Origin of the sequence: Paramesorhizobium salinisoli (genome assembly GCF_003335045.1) — a bacterium.
GTDB lineage: Bacteria > Pseudomonadota > Alphaproteobacteria > Rhizobiales > Rhizobiaceae > Paramesorhizobium > Paramesorhizobium salinisoli.
In genome coordinates, this window is the sequence record NZ_QOZG01000005.1 from 296,597 (window position 1) to 318,163 (window position 21,567).

General features: G+C 60.2%; 20 protein-coding genes, 1 tRNA gene and 1 pseudogene. 3 read left to right on the forward strand and 19 right to left on the reverse strand.

The genetic code is table 11. The annotated features are described in order from the left end of the window. Positions 1–143: 143 nt before the first annotated feature. From DUT91_RS13665 to DUT91_RS13690, 8 genes and pseudogenes are all read right to left on the reverse strand, one after another. The gene (locus DUT91_RS13665; protein WP_114440950.1) at positions 144–2,846 is read right to left on the reverse strand and encodes a hypothetical protein; all 2,703 of its coding nucleotides are present in this window, start codon (positions 2,844–2,846) and stop codon (positions 144–146) included. A gap of 14 nt (positions 2,847–2,860) precedes the next feature. Continuing rightward, positions 2,861–3,793 carry a lysylphosphatidylglycerol synthase domain-containing protein gene (locus DUT91_RS13670; RefSeq protein WP_160113649.1) on the reverse strand — a complete coding sequence of 311 codons (933 nt, stop codon included), beginning with the start codon at positions 3,791–3,793 and terminating at the stop codon, positions 2,861–2,863. A 4-nt stretch (positions 3,794–3,797) separates the two neighbouring features. Further along, complete coding sequence (locus DUT91_RS13675) at positions 3,798–4,421, reverse strand: class I SAM-dependent methyltransferase (protein WP_114440952.1); 624 nt, start codon at positions 4,419–4,421, stop codon at positions 3,798–3,800. 1 nt (position 4,422) lies between these two features. Next, the gene (locus DUT91_RS13680) at positions 4,423–5,439 is read right to left on the reverse strand and encodes a glycosyltransferase family 2 protein (RefSeq protein ID WP_114440953.1); all 1,017 of its coding nucleotides are present in this window, start codon (positions 5,437–5,439) and stop codon (positions 4,423–4,425) included. Positions 5,440–5,475: 36 nt separating this feature from the next. Further along, positions 5,476–5,820: a UDP binding domain-containing protein gene (locus tag DUT91_RS27415; protein WP_425373791.1), complete on the reverse strand. Its 345-nt coding sequence runs from the start codon at positions 5,818–5,820 to the stop codon at positions 5,476–5,478. Beyond that, positions 5,807–6,112: a hypothetical protein gene (locus DUT91_RS27420; RefSeq protein WP_425373800.1), complete on the reverse strand. Its 306-nt coding sequence runs from the start codon at positions 6,110–6,112 to the stop codon at positions 5,807–5,809. Before DUT91_RS27420 ends, DUT91_RS27415 begins: the two co-directional genes overlap by 14 nt. A 42-nt stretch (positions 6,113–6,154) precedes the next feature. Continuing rightward, positions 6,155–6,384 (reverse strand): annotated as a pseudogene (locus tag DUT91_RS27425) (UDP-glucose 6-dehydrogenase); the annotation flags it as partial. A gap of 192 nt (positions 6,385–6,576) precedes the next feature. Next, a tRNA-Gln gene (locus tag DUT91_RS13690) sits at positions 6,577–6,651 on the reverse strand. A gap of 329 nt (positions 6,652–6,980) precedes the next feature. Between DUT91_RS13690 and DUT91_RS13695 the strand changes: the two genes are divergently transcribed. Further along, on the forward strand, positions 6,981–7,979 hold the full coding sequence (locus DUT91_RS13695; RefSeq protein ID WP_425373801.1) for an MraY family glycosyltransferase: 999 nt from the start codon (positions 6,981–6,983) through the stop codon (positions 7,977–7,979). 8 nt (positions 7,980–7,987) lie between these two features. On the opposite strand, the gene DUT91_RS13700 is transcribed toward DUT91_RS13695, so the two are convergent. The 9 genes from DUT91_RS13700 to DUT91_RS13740 all read right to left on the reverse strand — a co-directional run bounded on the left by DUT91_RS13700 (position 7,988) and on the right by DUT91_RS13740 (position 18,235). Beyond that, positions 7,988–9,886 carry a polysaccharide biosynthesis protein gene (locus tag DUT91_RS13700; RefSeq protein ID WP_114440955.1) on the reverse strand — a complete coding sequence of 633 codons (1,899 nt, stop codon included), beginning with the start codon at positions 9,884–9,886 and terminating at the stop codon, positions 7,988–7,990. A gap of 289 nt (positions 9,887–10,175) precedes the next feature. Next, complete coding sequence (locus DUT91_RS13705; RefSeq protein WP_160113650.1) at positions 10,176–11,279, reverse strand: DUF2793 domain-containing protein; 1,104 nt, start codon at positions 11,277–11,279, stop codon at positions 10,176–10,178. 86 nt (positions 11,280–11,365) lie between these two features. Continuing rightward, positions 11,366–11,722 carry a hydroxyisourate hydrolase gene (gene uraH / locus DUT91_RS13710; protein WP_114440957.1) on the reverse strand — a complete coding sequence of 119 codons (357 nt, stop codon included), beginning with the start codon at positions 11,720–11,722 and terminating at the stop codon, positions 11,366–11,368. 17 nt (positions 11,723–11,739) lie between these two features. Next, positions 11,740–12,258, reverse strand: coding sequence for a 2-oxo-4-hydroxy-4-carboxy-5-ureidoimidazoline decarboxylase (gene uraD / locus DUT91_RS13715; protein ID WP_114440958.1), 519 nt, complete (start codon positions 12,256–12,258; stop codon positions 11,740–11,742). Next, positions 12,255–14,597, reverse strand: coding sequence for a xanthine dehydrogenase molybdopterin binding subunit (gene xdhB, locus DUT91_RS13720; RefSeq protein WP_114440959.1), 2,343 nt, complete (start codon positions 14,595–14,597; stop codon positions 12,255–12,257). The genes uraD and xdhB overlap by 4 nt, the downstream gene beginning before the upstream one ends. Next, positions 14,594–16,009 carry a xanthine dehydrogenase small subunit gene (xdhA, locus tag DUT91_RS13725; RefSeq protein ID WP_114441210.1) on the reverse strand — a complete coding sequence of 472 codons (1,416 nt, stop codon included), beginning with the start codon at positions 16,007–16,009 and terminating at the stop codon, positions 14,594–14,596. The genes xdhB and xdhA overlap by 4 nt, the downstream gene beginning before the upstream one ends. A gap of 84 nt (positions 16,010–16,093) precedes the next feature. Continuing rightward, a complete protein-coding gene (locus tag DUT91_RS13730) occupies positions 16,094–16,606 on the reverse strand; it encodes an ureidoglycolate lyase (protein ID WP_114440960.1) in 513 nt (170 codons plus the stop codon). Beyond that, positions 16,603–17,526: an allantoinase PuuE gene (puuE, locus tag DUT91_RS13735; RefSeq protein WP_114440961.1), complete on the reverse strand. Its 924-nt coding sequence runs from the start codon at positions 17,524–17,526 to the stop codon at positions 16,603–16,605. Before puuE ends, DUT91_RS13730 begins: the two co-directional genes overlap by 4 nt. A gap of 109 nt (positions 17,527–17,635) precedes the next feature. Beyond that, entirely contained in the window at positions 17,636–18,235 is a 600-nt protein-coding gene (locus DUT91_RS13740) for a biotin transporter BioY (protein ID WP_425373792.1), read from the reverse strand. Positions 18,236–18,388: 153 nt separating this feature from the next. Between DUT91_RS13740 and DUT91_RS13745 the strand changes: the two genes are divergently transcribed. Next, positions 18,389–19,294 carry an MBL fold metallo-hydrolase gene (locus tag DUT91_RS13745; RefSeq protein WP_114440962.1) on the forward strand — a complete coding sequence of 302 codons (906 nt, stop codon included), beginning with the start codon at positions 18,389–18,391 and terminating at the stop codon, positions 19,292–19,294. Between the two features lies 1 nt (position 19,295). On the opposite strand, the gene DUT91_RS13750 is transcribed toward DUT91_RS13745, so the two are convergent. Next, positions 19,296–20,075: a DUF1499 domain-containing protein gene (locus DUT91_RS13750; RefSeq protein ID WP_245419713.1), complete on the reverse strand. Its 780-nt coding sequence runs from the start codon at positions 20,073–20,075 to the stop codon at positions 19,296–19,298. A gap of 236 nt (positions 20,076–20,311) precedes the next feature. On the opposite strand from DUT91_RS13750, the gene DUT91_RS13755 reads away from it, so the two are divergent. Then, entirely contained in the window at positions 20,312–20,704 is a 393-nt protein-coding gene (locus DUT91_RS13755; RefSeq protein ID WP_200834965.1) for a hypothetical protein, read from the forward strand. Here the strand turns inward: DUT91_RS13755 and DUT91_RS13760 are convergent. Further along, positions 20,701–21,447: a polysaccharide deacetylase family protein gene (locus DUT91_RS13760; protein ID WP_114440964.1), complete on the reverse strand. Its 747-nt coding sequence runs from the start codon at positions 21,445–21,447 to the stop codon at positions 20,701–20,703. The two genes, DUT91_RS13755 and DUT91_RS13760, sit on opposite strands and share 4 nt — an antisense overlap. Positions 21,448–21,567: the final 120 nt, after the last annotated feature.

A 21,567-nucleotide genomic window follows, 5' to 3' on the forward strand; every position in this document is an offset into this window, starting at 1 on the left:
ACGCCGATGCTGTTCGTTCAGGATTCAATCAGGAAGCGCCGTCTAGCCGTTTTTCCCGGAAAAGACAACCGAACCCATGTTCCTCCGAAATGCCCAATCCCAAGAATGGCACCAAGTGCGTGCAGATTAGCTGAAAGCATGGTTCATTGATTTTTTTCGTTGGCAGGAACCAGTTCATAGCCATCGAGCCGAACCTTGTCGTCCGGTTCAACAAAAACTCTGATCTCGACATCGCTCGGATTGTCATCGATGTGAACAGGGACGTGCAATAGGACCGCCTCTCCATCCCCCTTCGTCTCGGGCAGGCTAAAATGGCCATAAACCTTAGGGTTGCTCTTTCCGGAAACGACATCGGCCCAGGCAGAACCGCCGGATGCCGATGTTCCTTTCAATGTCAGCATATAATCTCCAGCTTTCATCGGCAAATAAGGTCCGAATATCAAGAACCCCTTCTTGCCCGACGAGAGCACAGCGCCGTCCTGGAAATGGCCGACTTGAGTCAACGTCTGTGCAGGATCGAATTCCCCCGCCTTCAGACAGGGGGCCCCATTACACGAATTTCTATATGGGGCAGGAACCAGTTCATAACTATCGAGCCGAACCTTGTCCCCCTCCCCCACTCCGACCCTAACCTCGACGTCGTTTGCGTCATCATCAATGCGTATAGGTGCTTGCACCAAAATGGCCGACCCATCTCCCGTCGCCTGCGGCAATGCAAAACGGCCATGGCTCTTCGTGCCCTTCTGGGACACGACGTCCACCCACGTCGAACCACCGGATACGGACGTCCCCTTCAGCCTCAGTACATAATCGCCGGCCTTCAGCGGCAGATAAGGGCCAAATAGGAGATAACCCTGTTTGCCCGACGAGAGAATACCTCCGTTTTGAACAACGCCAACCTTGGTCAACGTTCGCCCAGGATCAAACCTTTCCGCCTTCAAGCAAACAATTCCCTTGCAGTATTTCCTGTCGACCTCCCTTTCACTCACTTCCCGGTCTTTTTGGGCAACGGCCGGCTTCAGTCGCACAACTGCATAGAAATCCCGTTCGGTTACGTCGGCCAATCCCGTTTCTTTCAACTCTTTAATCACAGGCGACAGATCATCTTCAAATGGCTGGCGGAGATGACCGTCATGAGCTGACTTGAGCATATCGAAATAGGGTAGAACAACCGCGTCCGCTTCCTTGCGGGCCAAGAGATGAAGGACGTTGAGTCCAAAATCCGGAGTTATGGCTCCTAGACTTACACTCCGCATCGTCGCAGGCCAGTTGAGGCGAGCGGCGTGCAGATTCTTATCGCCCCCGGTATTGAAGGTACGGATACCTATGCGCGGCGCCAAGTAGGTGGCCAGGAAATCATTGCGAGGCGGCAGGAAGGCGACGACCTCCGCAGGAGGCAGATCTCTGCCCAACTGACTGACGATGCCGTTCTCAAGTTTGAAAAACTTTGCCCTGTTGTCCCGGTAATTATCCCATTTTCGGCCAAGATGCGGCAAATTCAACAGCAGCAAAAGAACCATCAAACCGGATAAAGCGATTTTCATCCGGCGTTTGTTCATATGCACCATCAGCAGGACGGCTAGCGCCCAGAAACAGACAAAGCCGAGAACACTCCAGCGATAGGCGGCCCGCATGCTGTTGAAGCCCGGAAGGTTGGCGGAAAGGATTTCACTTCCCGTTGGGGCGACGGCAACGTCTACGGGCATCAAAACGCTTGCTTGCCCCGGTTTCGTTTGCTGCATCTCAATCGGTTTCACCGAATTGATTTTCAGCGAGGGCCCAAGCGCCATGTAGAAGCCGAAAAGCCCCGCTAGCAGAAAAGCTGTCGCCACCCAGGTCGCACGCCGTGAAACCCACCAGCCAATCAGCCCGACGATCATGATTGGCAGGGCGAAAGTTGTTTTCCAAACCGACGAATCCCCAAAGAATAAATGGTTTGATCTTTTGACGCTCAAGTGCAGAGCATCCAATATCCAAAGAATTCCCTGGGTTGGAATGGTAAAGAATGTCACATCCGCACCCCAGCCGCGGAAAAAATCCATCGACGAAAGATTATCAGCGACGTTGGGAAAATAGGCTATGTAAAGAAGATAACCCAACCCGAATGACACCGCCTGGACCGGGAAAACAAACAAGAACAGATATTTACGTGACGGGGCACTACAAATGAACGCAGTCAGGAAGATAATGCCCGCGCCGACTGCGAACATTATGAACGAATAGCCGTCAGTGAACGCCGATATGATGCAAACGGCTGCATATGCCAACGCCAACAGGATAGTTGAAACCGCTCCGGTTGGAGGATGGACTATGATCCGCAGCGCAATCCAAAAATAGAAAGGCATCAATGCCATGCCGATGGAAACTATCGAATAGCCGGCGTGAGCCCAGATGGCGGGCATCGTCATCCAGAATAGCGCCGTAAGTATTGCCAGTCGCGGTCCAACCCCTAACAATTGGCTTAACCGCCATGCCCCGTAGAAAGCTATCGCCAGCCATAACGCGGCCATGGCCGAATAGGCATCCAGCGGATTAAGCCCTGCTGCGATGAACAATCCGGTGGGATAGGCACCGGTCAATCCAAACGCGATCGGTGCGGGCGCGGGCCAGCCGAAATTGTGCGCATGGATGCTGAAAAGCGAATCGTTGATGAAGGAATGACCGAAGCCTGCTACCCAGAGTGCTTGTCCCAATGTCGGCGCGGCAATAAATGGCATTGCGCCCTGCACGAAGAGGACAAAACAAAGAGCAACCAGAAAGATAACAGCGGTTACGATTTGATCGTATGCAAAACCAGCGATCGCGATCTGCCCGTTTTTTGGCCCGGCAAGCGGTTGTGTCGACATGTGGAGTTCCCCCATCACCAAAGACGGCGTATTGCAAATTCACATAGGGCCACCATCCCATCGCCGAGAATAGTGACCAATCGATTACCCAGAGCGACAGCCGTCGCAATTCCCGCGGGAAAGCCGGCAGCCGAAAGGCCTGCGATGAGAACGGCTTCGCGGACGCCGAGGCCGCCAGGCGCGCCTGGGACGACGAAGCCTATGAGCCAGGCAGCCGCTCCGATACCGATGAGTTCAGCCGTGCTGCCGGTGCCGCCAAAGTTCAGCGCTCTGCAGAGCACTACGATCAGCAGACCGTTGCCGATGAAGAACAGGATATAGAGGAAAAATGCCATTGCAGCGGCGCTGAGGGCCTTCCGCCCAACCGATGCCATCCTGGAACGAAACAGGAGAATGATTCCGACCGCCAGGATGATGAAGCCCGTTGCCATCAATGCCGTGATCAGCATCGGATCATTCAAGCCATATCGCGCCAGGGCGTCGACAAGGACTGATTTGGACAAAAGCGTGGCCATCGCCGTCGCCGCAAGCACGAGGATTGATAATTCTCCGACTTGCGCGAAGGCAAGCGCCCTGTTGGAAACTCCGGCTTTCCTCGCCATCGCAAAGCGTCCGACCATGTGAAGGACGTTGCTCGGCAGATATTTGTAAATCTGCGTCCGCCCGAAAATAGCCAGCGCATCCTTCAGGGGGAGTGCCGGATCATCGACGGCAGCCAGCAGCCGGTGCCACGCCAACCCAATGAGTTGCAAAACCGCTGCATAGGCGACGGCGCCACCGGCGACTGCGGCTAGAAATAACGGAGAAATCAGCTGCTGCTGAAGCTCCCCGAAGGAGCGGTGGATTGCCATGCCGACAAAGGCGAGTGCTGCTAAACTTACAGCAATGCCGATCATCTGAACAACAGATCTGACCTTGCTTTCCCGCTCGATTCCCTCGGAGTGCATCGGCTCAGTCACACCGGCACAGCACCATCGTCCAGGGAAGCGGCTTGCGCACATCCACGATCTTCACCGATTTGCTCAGCAGGTCGAGGAAGGATGCCGACGACCAGTGCTGGATATGTCCCGGCGTATTGCCCATATCCGTGATGTATTTTCCGCGGGCGAGATTGAGAGCCCGCCAGATCGGTTCACGCGGCACGCTGACGAGGAGATAGGGCTTTGCCAGAGATCTCAGGACAGCCAAGGCCTGTTCCGTATCGGGCACATGCTCCAGCACCTCGCAGCAGATCACCAGTTCGGCTGAGGCTTCTTCCGCTTTCAGATCGAAAAGCGAGCGGGTTTCGAATTTCGGCGCGATCCCGCGCGTGGCGCATTGCTGATTGGCCTCGGCAACACTGACCGCCTCCAGATCGCTTCCACGGACATCCCATTCACGGTCGTGAAGACGCATCGAGAGATTGCCCTCCCCGCAACCGACTTCATAGGCGCTGCGAACACCGGTCTTTGCCGTTAGGGCATCGAAGCTATCGAGAAAGCCGTTCATCAGATAACGGGCAATCGGGTTCCGCGTGTTGTATTTGTCGTAATAATTGCCCGGGACGTTGTCGTAGGCTGCGTGCGTTTGCGTCATCTTATCGTTTTCCGCTTATCTTCTTCGGCTTTACCATAATATGGTCGACGTCCGGGATGATGTGTGGAGATGTGCGCTCGCCAAGCTCCTGCCGCAACAGCCTGACCTTGATCTCCTCGAGCAATTGCCGGTTGACGGCGATCAGTTCGGCGAGAATGCCGCTCATTGCGAGGATGCCGGCCAGAGCCAGCAACGCGCCGGAAAGGATGAGCGACTGGATATTGCCGCTGCCATCTCCCATCAGGTAATGATAGAGAAACCGTGCGATCATCAACAGTCCCGGCAGTGCAACGATGGCCGCGCAGACCGAGAAGAATCGCAGCGGCGCATAGACGATGAAGATTCTCACCACGGTGATCAGCGAGCGGCGCACATAGCTCGGGATGCTTTTCACCAGCCTCGATGGGCGCAGATCGCCATTCACCTGGATCGGCACCGACGTGATCGGAATGTTCTTGCGCCCGGCCTGGATGATCGTTTCCAGCGTATAGGTATACGGGTTGAAGACATTCAGCCTGATAGCGGCATCGCGGTGGATGGCGCGAAAGCCGCTCGGTGCGTCGGCTACTTCGGTATCGCTGGCTATCTTGACTACCCAGCTTCCGAACTTCTGCAGGAATTTCTTGATCAGTGAGAAATGCTCGATATCGCTGATCGGTCGCGCGCCGACGACGATCAGCGCGCGCTTTTCCAGGATCGGGCGGACGAGATCGGGAATGCACGATGCGTCATACTGATTGTCGGCATCGGTGTTGATAATGACATCAGCGCCGAGCTTCAACGCCGTTTCGATGCCGGTCATAAAGGCTTTGGCGAGGCCCTGATTGTGCGGAAGCGATACGATATGATCGACACCATTCTCCCGCGCGACTTCGACCGTGCGGTCCGTGGAGCCGTCGTCGATGACCATCCATTCCACCGTCTCGAAGCCTTCGACCTGCCGGGGCAGGTCGGCCAGGGTAATGGCCAGCGTTCCCTCCTCGTTGAGACAAGGTATCTGTATGATGAGCTTGTGCAAGTATCCCCCTTGATAAGCTGTGTCCGTCCCAGCCAGTTACGGCGAAGCCATCTCGATTGCGTGGTGGGGTGATTCCGCCGCCTTTAGGTGGTGGGGTGATTCCGCCGCCTTTAGAATGGCGGTCGGATTGCCCACCGATCTATAGTCGAAACCGGTCCCCTCGATATCCTCAGCCTTATAGACATTGCGCAGGTCTATCAGCACGTTTCCTGTCATGAGGCTCACAATTTTCTTCAAGTCGAGCGCCCGATAGGCATTCCATTCGGTCAAAAGCGCGGTAACACCCGCGCCCTCCGCCGCTTCATAGGCCGAAGCGAACCAGATGACGCCAGGCAACACCGCCGTGGCCGCCGTCATCGCTTCCGGATCATGCGCGCGCACGGTCAGCCTCACCTTCTAGATCGCCCGGATGATATCGAGCGCCGGCGCTGCGCGGATATCGTCGGCATTGGGCTTGAAGGCGATGCCGAGCACTGCGATGCGCGCGGTCATCGCCTGCTTGCGCGCCTCGTTGCGCCACCACCTCCTCGATCAGCGTCTGCGGCACGTTAAAGCGGCGCCCCGTCGCCGCGAAGGCGCGTGTGTCCATGGGAAAGCACCAGCCCCCGAAGCCTGGCCCCGCATGCAGGAACTTCGCCCCAATACGCTTGTCCCTCCCGATGGCATGCGCCACCTCCTGAACGTTGCCCCAGCCTTCTGAGCGGCCGGTAGACCCGCCGTCACCGAGGCGTGACGGCGTGCCGACCGCGATGAAGATCACATCGGCTCCAGCCACACTCGTCGCGAGATCAGTGGTGAAGGACAGCCGGCCATCGCGGATATTGCGCGCCATCAGCTCGTCCAGCCCCGGCTCAAAGATCGGCGCCTCACCTGGAAGCCGAACTCCGCAAAGCAAACGCCGAAGACCAGCCCAACATACCCCGTGCCGATCATTGATATGTTCATATTATTCAGTCCAATGCTTTACTGGCAATTCCTGTTTACGGAGAAACTCTCAGTACGTCAAAGCCGAAGCGGCTTTTCACAATAGAAAATCACCGACCTGAGAGGTATTTCAGTTCCGCTGTGCGTTCTCCTTCGCAAAAGATCTTGCAGACCTTGGGCGGAACTCTGAAAAGCTCAATAGATTGGGACCGATGGCTGGGGCGCCTGGATTCGAACCAGGGATTGCCGGTACCAAAAACCGGTGCCTTACCGCTTGGCTACGCCCCATTGCTCCTATCGACTGCCTGAAAAGACGGAGCGATCGGGCGGCGTTATAGCCGCTCGCGAGAGCTTGCGCAATGGAGGTCTTCGGCAGTTTGCAGCCTGACGCCGGTGTTTCCACAGGCGGCGGCGCGGTTGTGGTCCGGGAGCGGCTGGGGGCTGCAAATTCATGGCTTTGGACACGTTCGGAGATCCGGTTTCCGCGAAAGCGGGTTAATCTTTTGCCGGACTTGCTCCGATCGCGCGGCCGGTGATACTGACATGCATCCCGTGCCCGGAGAGCCTGGCCCATGTCTTTCATGAACATATCTTTTCTGAACATGCCGTTTTCCATCATTTCCTTTCTGATCAGCGCATTTCTGGCGAGTGCCGCAGCCGCGACCCTGCTTCTGGCTGTTCTGGCGAGAGTGCTGCCATCGGGCTTTCTGGCAGCCGCGCTCAATGAGCGCTCCAACCATACGGCTCAGGCGCGGCAGATCGGCGGGCTGGCGGTCATACCGGCGGCGATTGCAGTGCTCGTCGCGCTTGGATCGGCAGCGGGCCTTGATGCGCGCCTTCTCCTCTGCCTGGCGGCTGCAACAGGGCTTCTCTGGCTGACGGGCTTCTTCGACGACAGGCACTCGCTTCCGGTGGCGGCCAGGCTTTGCGCGCAGATCCTTGCCGCCAGCCTTTGCGTCTATGGATTCGGCCCGGAGTTCCGCCTGCTTCCGGACCTTCTGCCGCAATGGCTGGAGGCAGCGCTGATGGTGTTTGTGCTTCTCTCCTTCATCAACATGACCAATTTCATGGATGGGCTCGACCTGATGACCGTGACCGGTATCGGCGTTCCGCTTCTGGCGGCAATGCTGCTTGCCGTGTTCGGGGTGGCCGGTCTGCAAAGCGGCGTGGTCGCGGCTGTCACAAGCGGCGCGCTGCTTGGCTTTGCCTTCTTCAACAGGCCCCCTGCGCGCATATTCCTCGGCGATTCGGGCAGCCTGCCGCTCGGTCTTCTCTCAGGCGCCGTGTTCCTGATGGTTGCGCGGGAGACGGCGCTGCTCGCGGGCCTGCTCTTGCCGCTTTATTATCTCATGGATACCGGCACGACGCTGGTGAAGCGGCTCATTTCCGGCGAGAATGTTCTCGCCGCCCATTCGAAACATGCCTACCAGATTGCCCGGCGCGCCGGCTGGCCTGTCCTGCGCGTCATCGGTCATGTCGCGATGCTCAATATTGTGCTGGGAATATGCTCGGCCGGCGTGGCTGGCACGGCCAGCTTCGCGGAAGCGGCGATCTTTACCGTCACAGGATTCGCCGTAACGATCGCGCTTCTGCTGCGCTTTCGCGGAATTCTCTAAGCTTTTCTTCAGGCCGACAGCCTGTGCGGCTCGCTTGCCGCCGCGTTGATCAGGCCGAAGAGAATGCGCCGCGTGCGCTCCTCATCACGCGCCTTGACGGCGGCGCGCAATCTTTCGATCTCCGCCGGCAGATCGGGAACGATGATACCGCTGTGCCGCGCCCTCATGATCTTCGGGTGCCGGGTGACTTCCGCACTCGATGGATCGTAGAAGAGTTCCTCGAACAATTTTTCTCCATCGCGGATGCCCACGACTTCGATTGCGATATCACCCTCAGGATTATCCTCGCTGCGCACCGTCAGTCCGGCAAGCAGAATCATGTTTTCGGCAAGATCGCGGATTTTCACCGGCTCGCCCATTTCAAGAAGCACGGTATCGCCGGTTTCCGATACAGCTCCCGACTGGATGATCAATTCCGATGCCTCCCTGATCGACATAAAATAGCGTGTCATGTCTTCGTGGGTCAGCGTAATCGGACCACCCCGGGCAATCTGCTCCTGAAACAGCGGTACGACCGAGCCGTTCGAGCCAAGAACATTGCCGAACCGCACCGAGGAGAAGAACTGCTTTTGGCCGCTCGCCGACGCCTTCCTGCTATAGTGAAGGAGGATGAACTCGGCCCAACGTTTGGTCGCGCCCATGACATTCGTCGGCCGGACCGCCTTGTCCGACGAGATCAGGACCATGCGTTCGATACCGGTCGTCAGGACGGCTGCAGCAACGGCCGCAGTGCCGAACACATTGTTGCGAATGCCTTCGAAGGGGTTGGCCTCGACCAGGGGCACGTGTTTGTAGGCAGCGCAGTGATAGACGGTATCGACGCCATTTTCCGCGATGGTGCGCTCGACAAGTTCCTGGTCGAGAACCGAGCCCAGAACCGGGACGATTTGGCAACGCGATTCCTCGCGAAGCTTGCGGTCTATCTGATAGAGCGCGAATTCGCTCATCTCGAACAGGACGATCCTGGCGGGAGACCAATGGGCGATCGTGCGGCAAAGCTGGCTGCCGATCGACCCGCCGGCACCGGTCACCATGATCACCCTGCCCTCCACCATGCTGCGCAGAAGCGAAGCATCGGGCGGGACGGGCGAACGGCCGAGCAGATCGTCAATCTCGATATTGCGCAGCGCGCTGACCAGATATTTGCCAAGCGTCAGATCGGCGATCGCCGGCAGGATGCGCGTATTGACCGGCAGCTTGCTGAGCTGTGCGATGAGCGTGCGGCGCTGTGCGCTGTCGAGCGTCGGATCGGAGATGACGACTTCGGTGACGCCGTGGTTTTCGATGAGGTTCTGGATCTGCTCGGGCGGATATACGCGCAAGCCGGCGATATCCATGCCGTAGAACGCGGGATCGTTGTCGATGAAGCCAAGCACGAATGTGTCGCTGTGGCTGCGCAGGGCCGTCGCCAGTTGGCGGCCAGCTTCGCCTGCGCCGACAATGAGGGCGGAATGGCTGTAGGTCTTGCCGCTTTGAGCGAACTTCAGCAGCCATTTCGCGCCGAATCTGCTCGATGCAATCAGGATCGTGCTCAACAGCCAATAGAGCAGCGGCACCGAACGCGGCACCCCCTCTCCCCCCGACATTTCGGTCAGAAAGACAAGCGTGACCCAGAACAGCGAACCAATTGCCGTCGCCTGGACGATCGGCCAGATCGCCCGCTCCGGCAGGTAGCGGATGATGGCCCTATAGAGCCCGAATCGCAGGAAAACGGGTATTGCAAGGAAAGGCGCCGTCAGCATCAAAAGGCACTGGTTCCAATTCGGCGTAAAAAGGAAGCCGAGCCGCAAGACATAAGCCAGGTAGACGCTCAGGAGCAGGACGAGGAAATCGGCGGAAACCAGAATCACCTGCTTGGAAAACCGCGGAAGAAGCGAGATTTTTCCACAAATACGATCAAATTTCATGTTCGCCGCAGGTTCCGTTTTCCGCACGCTTCACCATATTTTCCATAGCGGACATCAAGGGGCCGGTACAAATCCGGATGTCTCGCCGAAATCGCTGTTATCAGCATGCCTTTATAATGGATAAAACGGACATTTGTAACAATCATCAACCGAATCACACTTTTGCGTGTACCTGTGGCTCAACAGCAATTGCTATCCGTTTATCCATTATGGGGCTGCCGGACGCTCATCCAGGCCGTGGCGGCGCCCGACGATTTTGATCGGTCCGTTTGATGAATGATGCCGCGGATCAGGCCGTGAGCGGCGCCATATAGACCACCGTGAGAGCGAACCGGTCAACCATGGCAGTGGATGCAGCGGCGCTGTTGCCGCCCCATAGCTGGACGTAGTCGCCGGCATTGAGGGGAAGGCAGATCGCTGCGGAGAAGAACTTGTTTCCCGCCATCTGTGTAACATCCCCCGTTATTGCCGAACCGGCAGCCGCGGCTATACCGTTTACCGCAAGACGCATCGACGTGTCGCCGCCGGCCGCGACAGTGATGCCGCCGGTATAGCTGATCAGGTACAAGCCCGAAGCCGGCACCGACACCCGGTTCGTGGCGGCGTCGAACATGTTCATCGGATTGGCGATGGCCGTGTTCAACTGGATGACGTTAGCGGCCCCTGCCGGAAGGTTCTGGTTGAAATTGAGGCCGGCCACCGCCCTGGGCAGATTGTTCTGGGAAACCAGGCCGCTGGCGCTGTCGATCGTGAGGCCGGTGAAGAAGCTCGATCCGTTGGGGGAAACCTTCACCGTGAAATTGTTATCCCCGAGGATGCCGAAGAGCGCCCGCGTCGACCAGTTCGTCTGGAAGACGAAGCCTGCATCATTGATGGGCGCCGCCTTGTTGAGCGTCGCGCGTATATTGCCGGTCCCCGGTGTCACGTCATCATGGCTCAAAAGGATGGCGTCCGATTTGAGCGCAAGACGGTTCGTATCGTCAGCGGCCGTGTTGATGCCGATCTTACGGATCGTGCCGTCCGCCAGTTGCTCTATCGTGACGCCTTCGCCATCTCCGCCGGCAATCGACCAGTCGGAGCCGGTCCATGCCACAAGAACGTCCTCGTCGGCCACCCAGGCAAGCCAGCCTTCTTCAGGCGTGAAGAACAGCCACGCGCCGTCTGCGAGGCTGGCGACTGCGCCATCCTTGCCAGCCCAGACGCCGGTTGCGCCAGAGGGGACGATATATCGGTCGCCCTCGACGAGACCCGCCGGAGGCTCCGTCAAATCGCGGTCGATGACGGAGAGCTGCACGAGCGCATCGAGGATCTGCAGCGCCTCATTATGGGTGACATGCTTCTGCGCCTGGCTCGGCAGGATATAGGGCAGTTTCAGGTTGGCGGTGTTTTCCAAGGGGCGAATCCTTTTGTTCGTTTCCGCCCAAAATTCTATGAGAACACGCAAACTGTTGGATAAGTCCTTGTTTGCGCGATATTGCTTCAGCTCCCCCTGTAGGTAGAGTACGACCACGGGCTTACCAGCAGCGGCACATGATAATTGCTGTCGGCATTCGCGATGGCGAAGCGGATCGGGATGAGATCGAGGAATGGCGGATCGGAGAGTTCGGAGCTCTGGCCGGAGAAATATTCGGCGCAGTGGAATTGCAGCTCGTATCGTCCGGCCTGCAACTCCCCATCAGCCAAAAGCGGCTCGTCCGTGCGGCCATCCAGATTGGTCACGGCGCGCTTGACGAGCTCCGTCTTGCCGTTGTCGTGGACGCGGTAAAGCTCCAGACGCATTGCCGCCGCGGGGCGGCCATGGGCCGTGTCCAGTACATGTGTGGAAAGCTTTCCCATCCTTTACCCCTATGTGCCTACGAGATCAGATCATCAAGGCGCAGGCGCGCTATTCTGGCGATCTGGCGCACCGCCTCGTCGATCTCGGCTTCGACAGAGTTATCGAGCCGGGCGCGAAAGGATGCAAGTATGGAATGCGCATCGTGGGTGCGGCCATCGAAGCCGCGCACGGCGAGCACGAAGGGAAAGCCGAAGCGGGCCTTGTAGGCGTCGTTCAGCCGGTGGAATTCCTCGAACTCGGCATCGGACAGGCGGTCCAGTCCCGCGCCCTTCTGCTCGCGGGTGGATTCCTCGGTAAGCGTTCCGGCCCTTGCAGCCTTTCCCGCGAGATCGGGATGCGCGCGGATCAGGGCAAGCTGCCGGTCGCGCCCTGCCGTGGCGACGGCTTCCGCCATCGCTTCATGCAGTGCGCCGACGCTTTCGAAAGGCCGTTCGTCCGCGACCGCCTCTGCCACCCAGGGTGAATGCTCGAAGATGCCGCCCAGTGCTGCGACAAAGACCTCCCTCGACGCTTCGTTCAGTTCGTCGAGCGTCACGATGCAGCCTCCGCAGGGGCTTCAAGCCTGGTGATGGCGCGCAGCACGTTTTCCGGCGTTGCGGGCGCATCGAGTTCGGGCGCGACGCCCTTGCCGGCGATGGATGCGATAGCATCGCGGATCGCAAGCCACACCGATATGCCCAGCATCAGCGGCGGTTCGCCGATGGCCTTGGAGCGGAAGATGGTTTCCTCGCGGTTCGGCGCATTGTCGAGAATGCGCACGTTGAATTGCGGCGGGACATCGCGCGAGCCGGGTATCTTGTAGGTCGAAGGGCCGACCGTCCTGAGCCTGCCCTTCCCGTCCCACCAGAGCTCCTCGCAGGTAAGCCAGCCCATGCCCTGCACGAAAGCGCCCTCGATCTGGCCGAGGTCGATGGCCGGATTGAGCGGCGAGCCCACATCCTGCAAGATGTCGGCGCGCAGGCAGCGCGTCTCGCCGGTCAGCGTATCGACCGCGACCTCGGCCACCGCCGCCCCGTAGGTGAAATAGAAGAAGGGCCGGCCCTTCATCGCCTTGCCGTCCCAATGGATCTTCGGCGTGGCGTAGTGCGCGGCCTCGGAAAGCTGTACCCGCTTCGCCCAGGCCATCTTCGCGAGCTCACCGAAGGAAATGGATTCGTTTCCGGCATGGACGCGGCCCTCGCGGAAGACAATCTCCTCTTGCGTGACGCCGAAATGTTCGGCGGCCACGTCCGTCATCCGCGTCCTGATGGCGGTTGCCGCCTTGAAGGCGGCCATGCCGTTCAGGTCCGATCCGGTCGATGCGGCGGTGGCGCTGGTGTTCGGCACCTTGCCGGTCGCGGTGGAGGATATCTTGACCATGTCGAGATCGACCTGGAAAACCTCGGCCACCACCTGCGCCACCTTGACGAACAGGCCCTGCCCCATCTCGGTACCGCCATGGTTGAGGAAGATTGAGCCGTCGAGATAGACATGGACCAGCGCGCCGGCCTGATTGAGCGAGGTGAGATTGAAGGAAATGCCGAACTTCACCGGCATCATCGCCAGCCCGCGCCGGATGATTGGCGAGGCGGCGTTGTATTCGTCGATCTCCCGGCGGCGCTCCTGCCAGAAGGCGGAGGCGAGCACGGCATCGGTCACCTCGATGAGCCTGTTGTCCTCGACCTTCTGACCATAGGGCGTCATGTCGCCCGTCTCGTCGCCATAATAGTTGATGCGGCGCACGTCATTGGGATCGTGGCCAAGCTCGCGGGCAACGGTGTCGATGATGGCCTCGATGGTGAGTATCCCCTGCGGCCCGCCGAAGCCCCGGAATGCGGTGTTGGAAACCGTGTTGGTCTTGCAGGCATGGCCGACGAAATGGGCATTGGCGATGAAATAGGAATTGTCAGTGTGGGTCAACGTGCGGGTGATGACCGCGCCGGTCAGATCCGGCAAATTTCCCGCCCGCGCCAGATATTCCACCTCGAGCCCCAGAATGCGGCCTCGGTTGTCCGTGCCCGCTTTCCAGATCGCGACGTAATCATGGCGCTTGCCGGTGCCCGCCATGTCGTCGCGACGCTTCAGCCGCAGCTTGCAGGGGCGGCCCGTCTTGGCGGCGACCAGCGCCGCCGCACCGGCGATGATCGTCGATTGGCTCTCCTTGCCGCCGAAGCCGCCGCCCATGCGCCGTACCTGGCATTCCACGGCATTGGCGTGAAGGCCTAAGAGATGCGCCACATGATGCTGCACCTCGGTCGGGTGCTGGGTGGAGGAATGGACCAGCATGTCGCCGCCCTCGCCCGGAATGGCATAGGCGATATGGGTTTCCAGATAGAAATGGTCCTGGCCGCCCATGCGAAGCTTGCCGGAGAAGACATGGGGAGCCGCGGCGATTGCGCCCGCCGCATCGCCCTCGCTGACGGTCTGCGGCGGCAGGACATAGCTCTTCGCGGCATGCGCCGCCTCGACATCGACGACCGCAGGCAATTCCTCGATATCGAGCTTGACCAGCCGCGCGGCGCGATAGGCGGCCTCGAAACTGTCGGCGGCGACTACGGCGATCACCCTTCCTTCATGATCGAGCAGTTCCTCGGCGAAAAGCGGTTCGCCCGGAAAGACGGGACCAACATCGTTTATCCCCGGCACGTCCGCTGCCGACCAGACACCGGCAACGCCCGTGACTGCCAGCGCGGCGCTCGCGTCGAAGCCTCTGAGCCTGCCATGGGCCACGGGCGAAAGAACGAAGGCGGCGTGCAGCGTACCCGGTAGTTCCGGCATGTCGTCGATATAGGTCGCCTCGCCCGCGACATGGCGCGCGGCGGAATCATGCGCGATGCCGCGCCCGACGATGCTGCGCTGGACGGTCTTGGCCTGATGCGGATTTTCGATGTTCATAGCGCCATCACCTCCACCGTCTCGCCCGAAAGATCGCGGCGGAACCGCTCGGCAAGGTTGGCGGCGACCGTCAGCCGGTATTGCGCGCTGCCACGCCAATCGCTCAAGGGGGACAAGGCATTGCGAATGGCTGCGGCGCAGGCGCGCGCCGCGTCTTCATCCAGTGACTTTCCCACAAGTGCCGTCTCGGCCTCCGGCACGCGCTTCGGAATGGCTGCCATGCCGCCAAATGCGATGCGGGCGGATCTGACGATCCCGCCTTCCCGCACGATGGAAAATGCGCCGCAGACGGTCGAGATGTCCTGGTCGTAGCGCTTGGAAATCTTGTAGACGCGGAACTCCTGCCCCACCGCCGGTTTGGGGATGCGGATCGAGGCAATAACCTCATCCGGCTTCATCTCCGTCTTGCGGTAGTCGAGGAAGAAATCCTCAAGCGGCATTGTCCGCCTGTCGCCGGATGAAGCAAGCTCAATCTCCACGCCAAGCGCGATCAGCGCCGGCGGGCCGTCGCCTATCGGGCTTGCCGTGCCGATATTACCGCCAATCGTACCCATGGAGCGGATCTGCGTCGAGCCGAAGCGGCGAATAAGCGTGGCAAACGAAGGATAGAATGGCGCGACCCGCGCCAGCACTTCCTCCCATGTCACCGCAGCGCCGAAGCCCAGATGCGTCGGCGTTTCCTCAATGCTGCGCAGTTCGCGCACATGGGCGGTGGAGATGACTTCATTCCAATCGCCGTGGAAATCCGCAAGCGCGACCCCCAGATCGGTGCCCCCGGCAAGCAGTACGGCGCCCGGCCTGTCGCGGCGCAGCTTCAGGAGATCATCGAGCATTTGCGGCTGATGGAAGACCGCGCCGGATGTGGCGATTTCCGCCGCCGGTTCCAGTGCGGCCAGAGCCGCCACGGCGGGTCCCGGGATAGCCGCGCCGCCCTCGCCCACCACCTTGCGTGCGGCCTCGACGATGGGCCGGTAGCCCGTGCAACGGCAGAGATTGCCGGCAAGCGCGTCATGGATGGCGTGGTCGTCGGCGGCAGCATCGTTTGCCGCGAGGCCGGCGAGCGAAATGACGATGCCCGGCGTGCAGAAGCCGCATTGTGAGGAGCCGTTTTCGGCCATCGCCGCCTGGACCGGATGAAGCGTTTCGCCCTTCAGCCCCTCGACCGTGACCAGCGCCCGCCCGTCGATCTGCCCCATGGTCATGATGCAGCTATTGGCGGCGTGATAGCGGATCTCGCCATCGCCTGCGTCACCCAGCAGCACCGAGCAAGCGCCGCAATCGCCCTCGGCGCAGCCCTCCTTGGTCCCAGTCAGCCGCGGGCCTGAGCGCAACCATTCGAGAACGGTTGTATCGGGGCGGACGGCGACATCCTGTTTTTGACCATTCAGAAAAAATCGGATCGAATTTGCCATGGAAATCAGCTTCGGACGGAGAGAGAGGGCCGTCAAGGATTATTGCAGCTATGGCTGTTTCTTCGGTGTCGTCACCGTATTCCGCTACAGTGCAGAAGGGAGCTTCGCGATCCGGTAAACGGTATCCTCGAAGAAGAACTCCTCGAGATTGTTGCCCTCCCCGCCGCGATCGACCACCAGGAACTCGGAAGCGTGTTCCAGAGCCAACAGCGGATGATGCCAGACATTGCGGCGGTAGTTGACGCCCTGATTGCCTTGTCCGAGAAATGCCTGGGGCCTTCCGGGACGACCGCCCTCGTCCTCCGCCACCACCACCAGAAACGGCCGCCGCTCAAGCGGCATGAAGGCTTGCGAGCCGAGCGGGTGGCGTTCGAGCATGGCGATATCGATGGGCGGCGCGAAGGCCTGTCCGCGGAAGATATTGACCAGCACCCGCGCCGCCTCGCCTGTCGCTTCGACTTTCGCGAGATCGTGGAAGCGTTGGGTCGTGCCATTGTTGATGAGGCGCATTTCGGCGCCTTCAGTCTCTATCACCTCGCCGAAGGGGGCGAAGGCCTCCCGGGTCAGCGTGCGGACATCGAGGCTTTCCACCCTCACGATGCGGGCTCCGTAACGGCATGATGCTCGTGCCAATGGCGGGCGATGTCGACGCGTTTCGTCACCCAGACCTTGTCGTGGCTCATGACATAATCGAGGAAGCGTTCGAGTGCGGCCGCGCGGCCCGGCCGCCCGACCAGACGGCAATGCAGCCCGACCGACATCATTTTCGGCGCGGCCTCCGCTCCCTCGCGGTAGAGCAGGTCGAAGCTGTCCTTGAGATAGGTGAAGAACTGGTCGCCGGAATTGAAGCCCTGCGGCGTGGCAAAGCGCATGTCGTTGGCGTCGAGCGTATAGGGCACGATCAGATGCGGGCCTTTCGGGCTCCTGACCCAATAGGGCAGATCGTCCGCATAGGAATCTGCGGAATAGAGGAAGCCGCCCTCCTCCATGACCAGTTTCAGCGTGTTGGCGGACGGCTTGCCCTGATAGATGCCAAGGGGGCGCGAGCCGGTGATCTCGGTGTGGAGCCGCACGGCTTCGAGAATATGCCGACGCTCCTCTTCTTGCGAAAAATCCTTGTATTCCAGCCAGCGAAGGCCATGGCTGGCGATCTCCCAATCGGCTTCCCTCATGGCCGCGACAGCCTCCGGATTGCGCGCCATGGCGAGCGTCACGCCATAGACCGTCACCGGCAAATTACGGCGGGTGAAGATGCGCCAGAGCCGCCAAAACCCGGCGCGCGCGCCATATTCATAAAGCGACTCCATGTTGAGATTGCGCTGGCCCGGCCAGGCTTGCGCGCCGACGATCTCGGAAAGCAGGCATTCCGACGCCGGATCGCCATCGAGGATGCAGCTCTCGCCGCCTTCCTCGTAATTGACGACGAACTGCACAGCGATATTGGCACCGCCCGGCCAGCGCGGATCGGGCGTGTGGCGGCCATAGCCGATGAGATCGCGGGGATAGGAAGCCTGCATGGGAAAGCCCTCTGGATATTCTGCTGTGAGATAAGCGAGGCAGGCTGATTCTTGTCAACAAAAAAGCCGGGCATGAAGCCCGGCTTTTTTGTTGAACAGGCGGTTGGCCTCAGCGGCGCTTGAACAGCGCACCGATGGCCGGGATCAGGCAGGCGGCGAGCGCCAGCTTGATCAGATCGCCGATGATGAAGATGCCGAAGCCGAAGGCCAGGCCCTTTTCGAGACCGAAGAGATAGGACATCCACAGGGCGCCCAGGGCCAGGATGATCGCCTCGCCGGCGAGCATGAAGCCGCCGAGCGCAAAGGGATTGCGCGAAAGCCCGAGATCGGCGGCGCGGCCGACGACCCATGCGGCGGCGAGATAGGCAAGCAGATAACCGCCGGTCGGGCCGACCATATAGGCAAGGCCGATGCCCTTTTCAGGTGTTCCGGTGAAAACAGGCAGGCCGAGCGCGCCTTCGAGGAGATAGAGCGCCACGGTGGCGACGGCTAGGCGCGAGCCATAGGCGGCGGCGATGGCGAAGAGGGCGAATGTCTGCATCGTTACGTTGACATAGACCAGATCGACCTTGATCTTGGCCGAGATCGTCAGGAGCGCGGTGCCGACGAGCGCCAGCGAAACGAGCCAGAAGGCGCGCGCAAGCTGTCCCTCGGGCAGGAATCGTTCAGCCAGCGAGGCGTTTGCGATACGGGTTTGGACTGGGATCATGAACTCATCCTCCGGAGCGGCTGTTACCGTTGATTGTTACCGTATATTAAGGAAACGGCTACCCGGCAATACGCCCGATCATGTTTATGAGATAAGAGCGCTAACCGCTTCACACTTTTCTCATCCCGCTCACATTGAAGAGTCCTCCCCCCGATGGCGCTTGTTCTCGACAATTCCTTCGCTCCCGATTACGGCAATGCGGTCGATGTCGCGCCCAATATCCAGCGAATCACGGTCAACAATCCGGGACCGTTCACCTTTCACGGCACCAATTCCTATCTCGTCGGACATGATACGCTGGCGATCATCGATCCGGGGCCGGAGGACGAGGCGCATCATGCCGCGCTGATGCGCGCCATCGCCGGACGCCCGGTCAGCCACATCTTCGTCAGCCACACGCATCGCGACCACTCGCCTCTCGCTGCCAGATTAAAAGACGCATTGGGCGCCGTCACCATTTCCGAAGGCATGCACCGCCCGGCGCGCCCGCTGCATCTGGGCGAGATCAACCCGCTCGACGCCAGCGCCGACATGGATTTCAAGCCCGACATTGCCATTGCCGATGGCGCGATCATCGAAGGAGACGGCTGGGCGGTGCGGGCCGTGCACACGCCGGGGCATACCGCCAACCACACGGCATTCGCGCTGGAAGGAACCGGCGCACTGTTTTCCGCCGATCATGTCATGGCCTGGGCGACGACGATCGTCGCGCCGCCCGATGGCGCGATGGCCGACTACATGGCGTCGCTGGACAAGCTTCTCGCGCGGGACGACCGGCTCTATCTGCCCGGCCATGGCGGTTCGGTCACAAACCCGAAGACATTCGTGCGCGGACTGCGCATGCATCGCCGGATGCGTGAACGCGCGGTTCTGGAGCGCATCCGCAGGGGTGACCGCACCATCCCCGACATGGTCAGGGCAATCTACCGCGACACGGACCCGCGCCTGCATGGCGCGGCCGGCCTCTCCGTGCTGGCTCATCTGGAGGATCTGGTCGCACGCGGCCTCGTGGCGACCGACGGCAATCCAGCGCTCGACGGCGTGTTCGTTCCGGGGTGAGCTATCCCTCGGGCGCTGCGCCGCTGACCTGCTGATCGAGCCGCATCATGAAATCCGCGATGTAGCGGGCGTTGGCACCGAGGTCGCGCGTTCGGTAGCGGGAGACCGAGCGCATATCGACATAGGTCGTCTGCCCCTCATCCGTCAGGCGGATGGCGATATCGCTCGTGAAGCCGAGGATAGAGCTGCGCGCAACGGCCTCGACGATGGTTTCGACCTGTTCGCCCGGCATGCCGAAGCGTCCGGTCACGGTCCACCCCTCGGCGCCGATAACGGCCATGACCGCTTCGAGTATCCGGTCCGGCGAGCCTTCGTAGCGCCTTCCGGTCGCTTCGGGATAGGCGGCGGTCTGCATGGCGGCGCGCGGTGCGGTGTTGTCGTCGATCGGGTTCATTCCCGATTTGCGCAGGACGGCGAGGGAAAACTGCGGAGGCGAACTGAGATCGGTAGAAATGTCGTAGAGTGGCGGCGTTACCAAAGCCAGATAGGCCGTTACGGCAAAAGGCGTAAGGATCGCCAACGCAATCAAGGCTCCCCACAGGGAGCGCGTGCCACCCTTGTCTCCATTGCGCCAGAGATCCGCGAAACCCTTTGCCGCCAACAGCAGCGCAAGAAGCGCCAGCGCGCCTGCCAGCACGGCGAGCACCAGGAAATCCGGCGTCTCTATGGCCTGGAAACGGTGGCCGAGGGCGGAGAACAGGAAAAGCACGGCTGAAAAGACCGCCAGCCGGAACGACCAGACGGCGGAACGCGATTTGCGCCTGATATAACGCAGTTTCATCACCTCCGTCCGCCCCTTTTCTTACCGTCTTCGCAATCCTGTTATCACGGTTTACCTGCCCGCGCTTTTCCGGTCAAAGCGGCCAAGGTCGGTTAGGGCGCTCTCATGGAACAACAGTTTGTTTAACACGTGCTACTAAAGTCGTGGCTCAACATAAAAGTGTCATTGCGACAACAATTTATAACAGGCATTGTCTGCATGGGGGCGCCGTCGATTCGGTGTGGAGTATGCGTGACATGATTCGAGCCCCTGCAACCGGCCCAGGGCCGGACAAGCCGCAGATCGAGAATGCGGCCACACTCGAGGCCGTTGAAGTCGAATTTGCGCTCGGCGCTCAGGATGTTTTGAGCGATGGCTTTGACGGCGCGCTCGCGAAGGCCGCAAAACTCGTCAGTGGCGAACTTCTGTTCAATATGCCGGCGCTGGACACCAGCCGGGCGCAGAGGATCGGCGCGATCGCCATCCCCGGCAATCCTTACGATCAGATCATCTTCGTGACGCTGCTCAACGACGGCATAACGCTGTCGCTCGCGCCGCTTGAAGGCGCGAACGCGCTTTTCGAAAGCCTTGGCCGAAATTATGCAGCGGTAATGCGCAAACTCAGCACCGATCCGGCCAAAGAAGATTAACTGCCGGAGGACATCCGAACAGCGGCGGCGGTTTTCAGCGGCTTTGGCATGTGGACCGGATCGAGCGTCTGTGAGGTCTGGACATCCTCCAGTCGCACAAAACGCACACCCCTCGCCTTCAGCGCCAGAATGCCCTTGACCACGCCTGCGCCTGCCGAATGGGTTGGCTGGTTGATATGGGAGAGAATGACATCGCCGTCCTTGGCCGCGGCGATGCGTTTCTCCACTGAGGCAGCCAGAAGCGACGCGCCCTCGTCGCCATTAAGCGAATAGCCGGCAACCTTGTACCCCATCTTTTCGATCAGCCCGACGGCCCCAAGGGAATATCTTGCGGTCGCATCGCGATACCAGTGCGGCTTGACGCCGGCGGCCGACCACATGGAGTCCACGCCGCCCTGCACCTCCGCCCGGATTGCGTCAGGCGTGCCCGCCGTCTTGATACCGTACATGGTGGGGAGGCCTTCGATCGCGGGCACATGATTCAGCCCATGATTTTCCAACTCGAACAGATCGGGGTGAGCCTTCATGACCGCCAGCGCCCCCGCATTGTGCCTGGTCCACCGCCCGGTGATGAAAATCGTCGCGGGAATCCTGTTCTGGACGAGCGCATCGAGAATGCGCGCATCCGTCTTGCCGGAACAGGCGTCCAGCGTCAGCGCCACCTGCGATCCCGCTGCGCCACCCTCCGCGATGCGCAAGCGCGGCTCGACGATCTCGTCCGCATGGGCCGCCGCACTGCCCATCAAAACAAGTGCAAGTGCATAAGTACAAAGGGAAAAACGCACGATGTGGCATCCGAAATGGTTTCGACGCCGGGAAATAGATCCAGCATCAAGGGCGAATTATGGCGGAGATTGTAGATT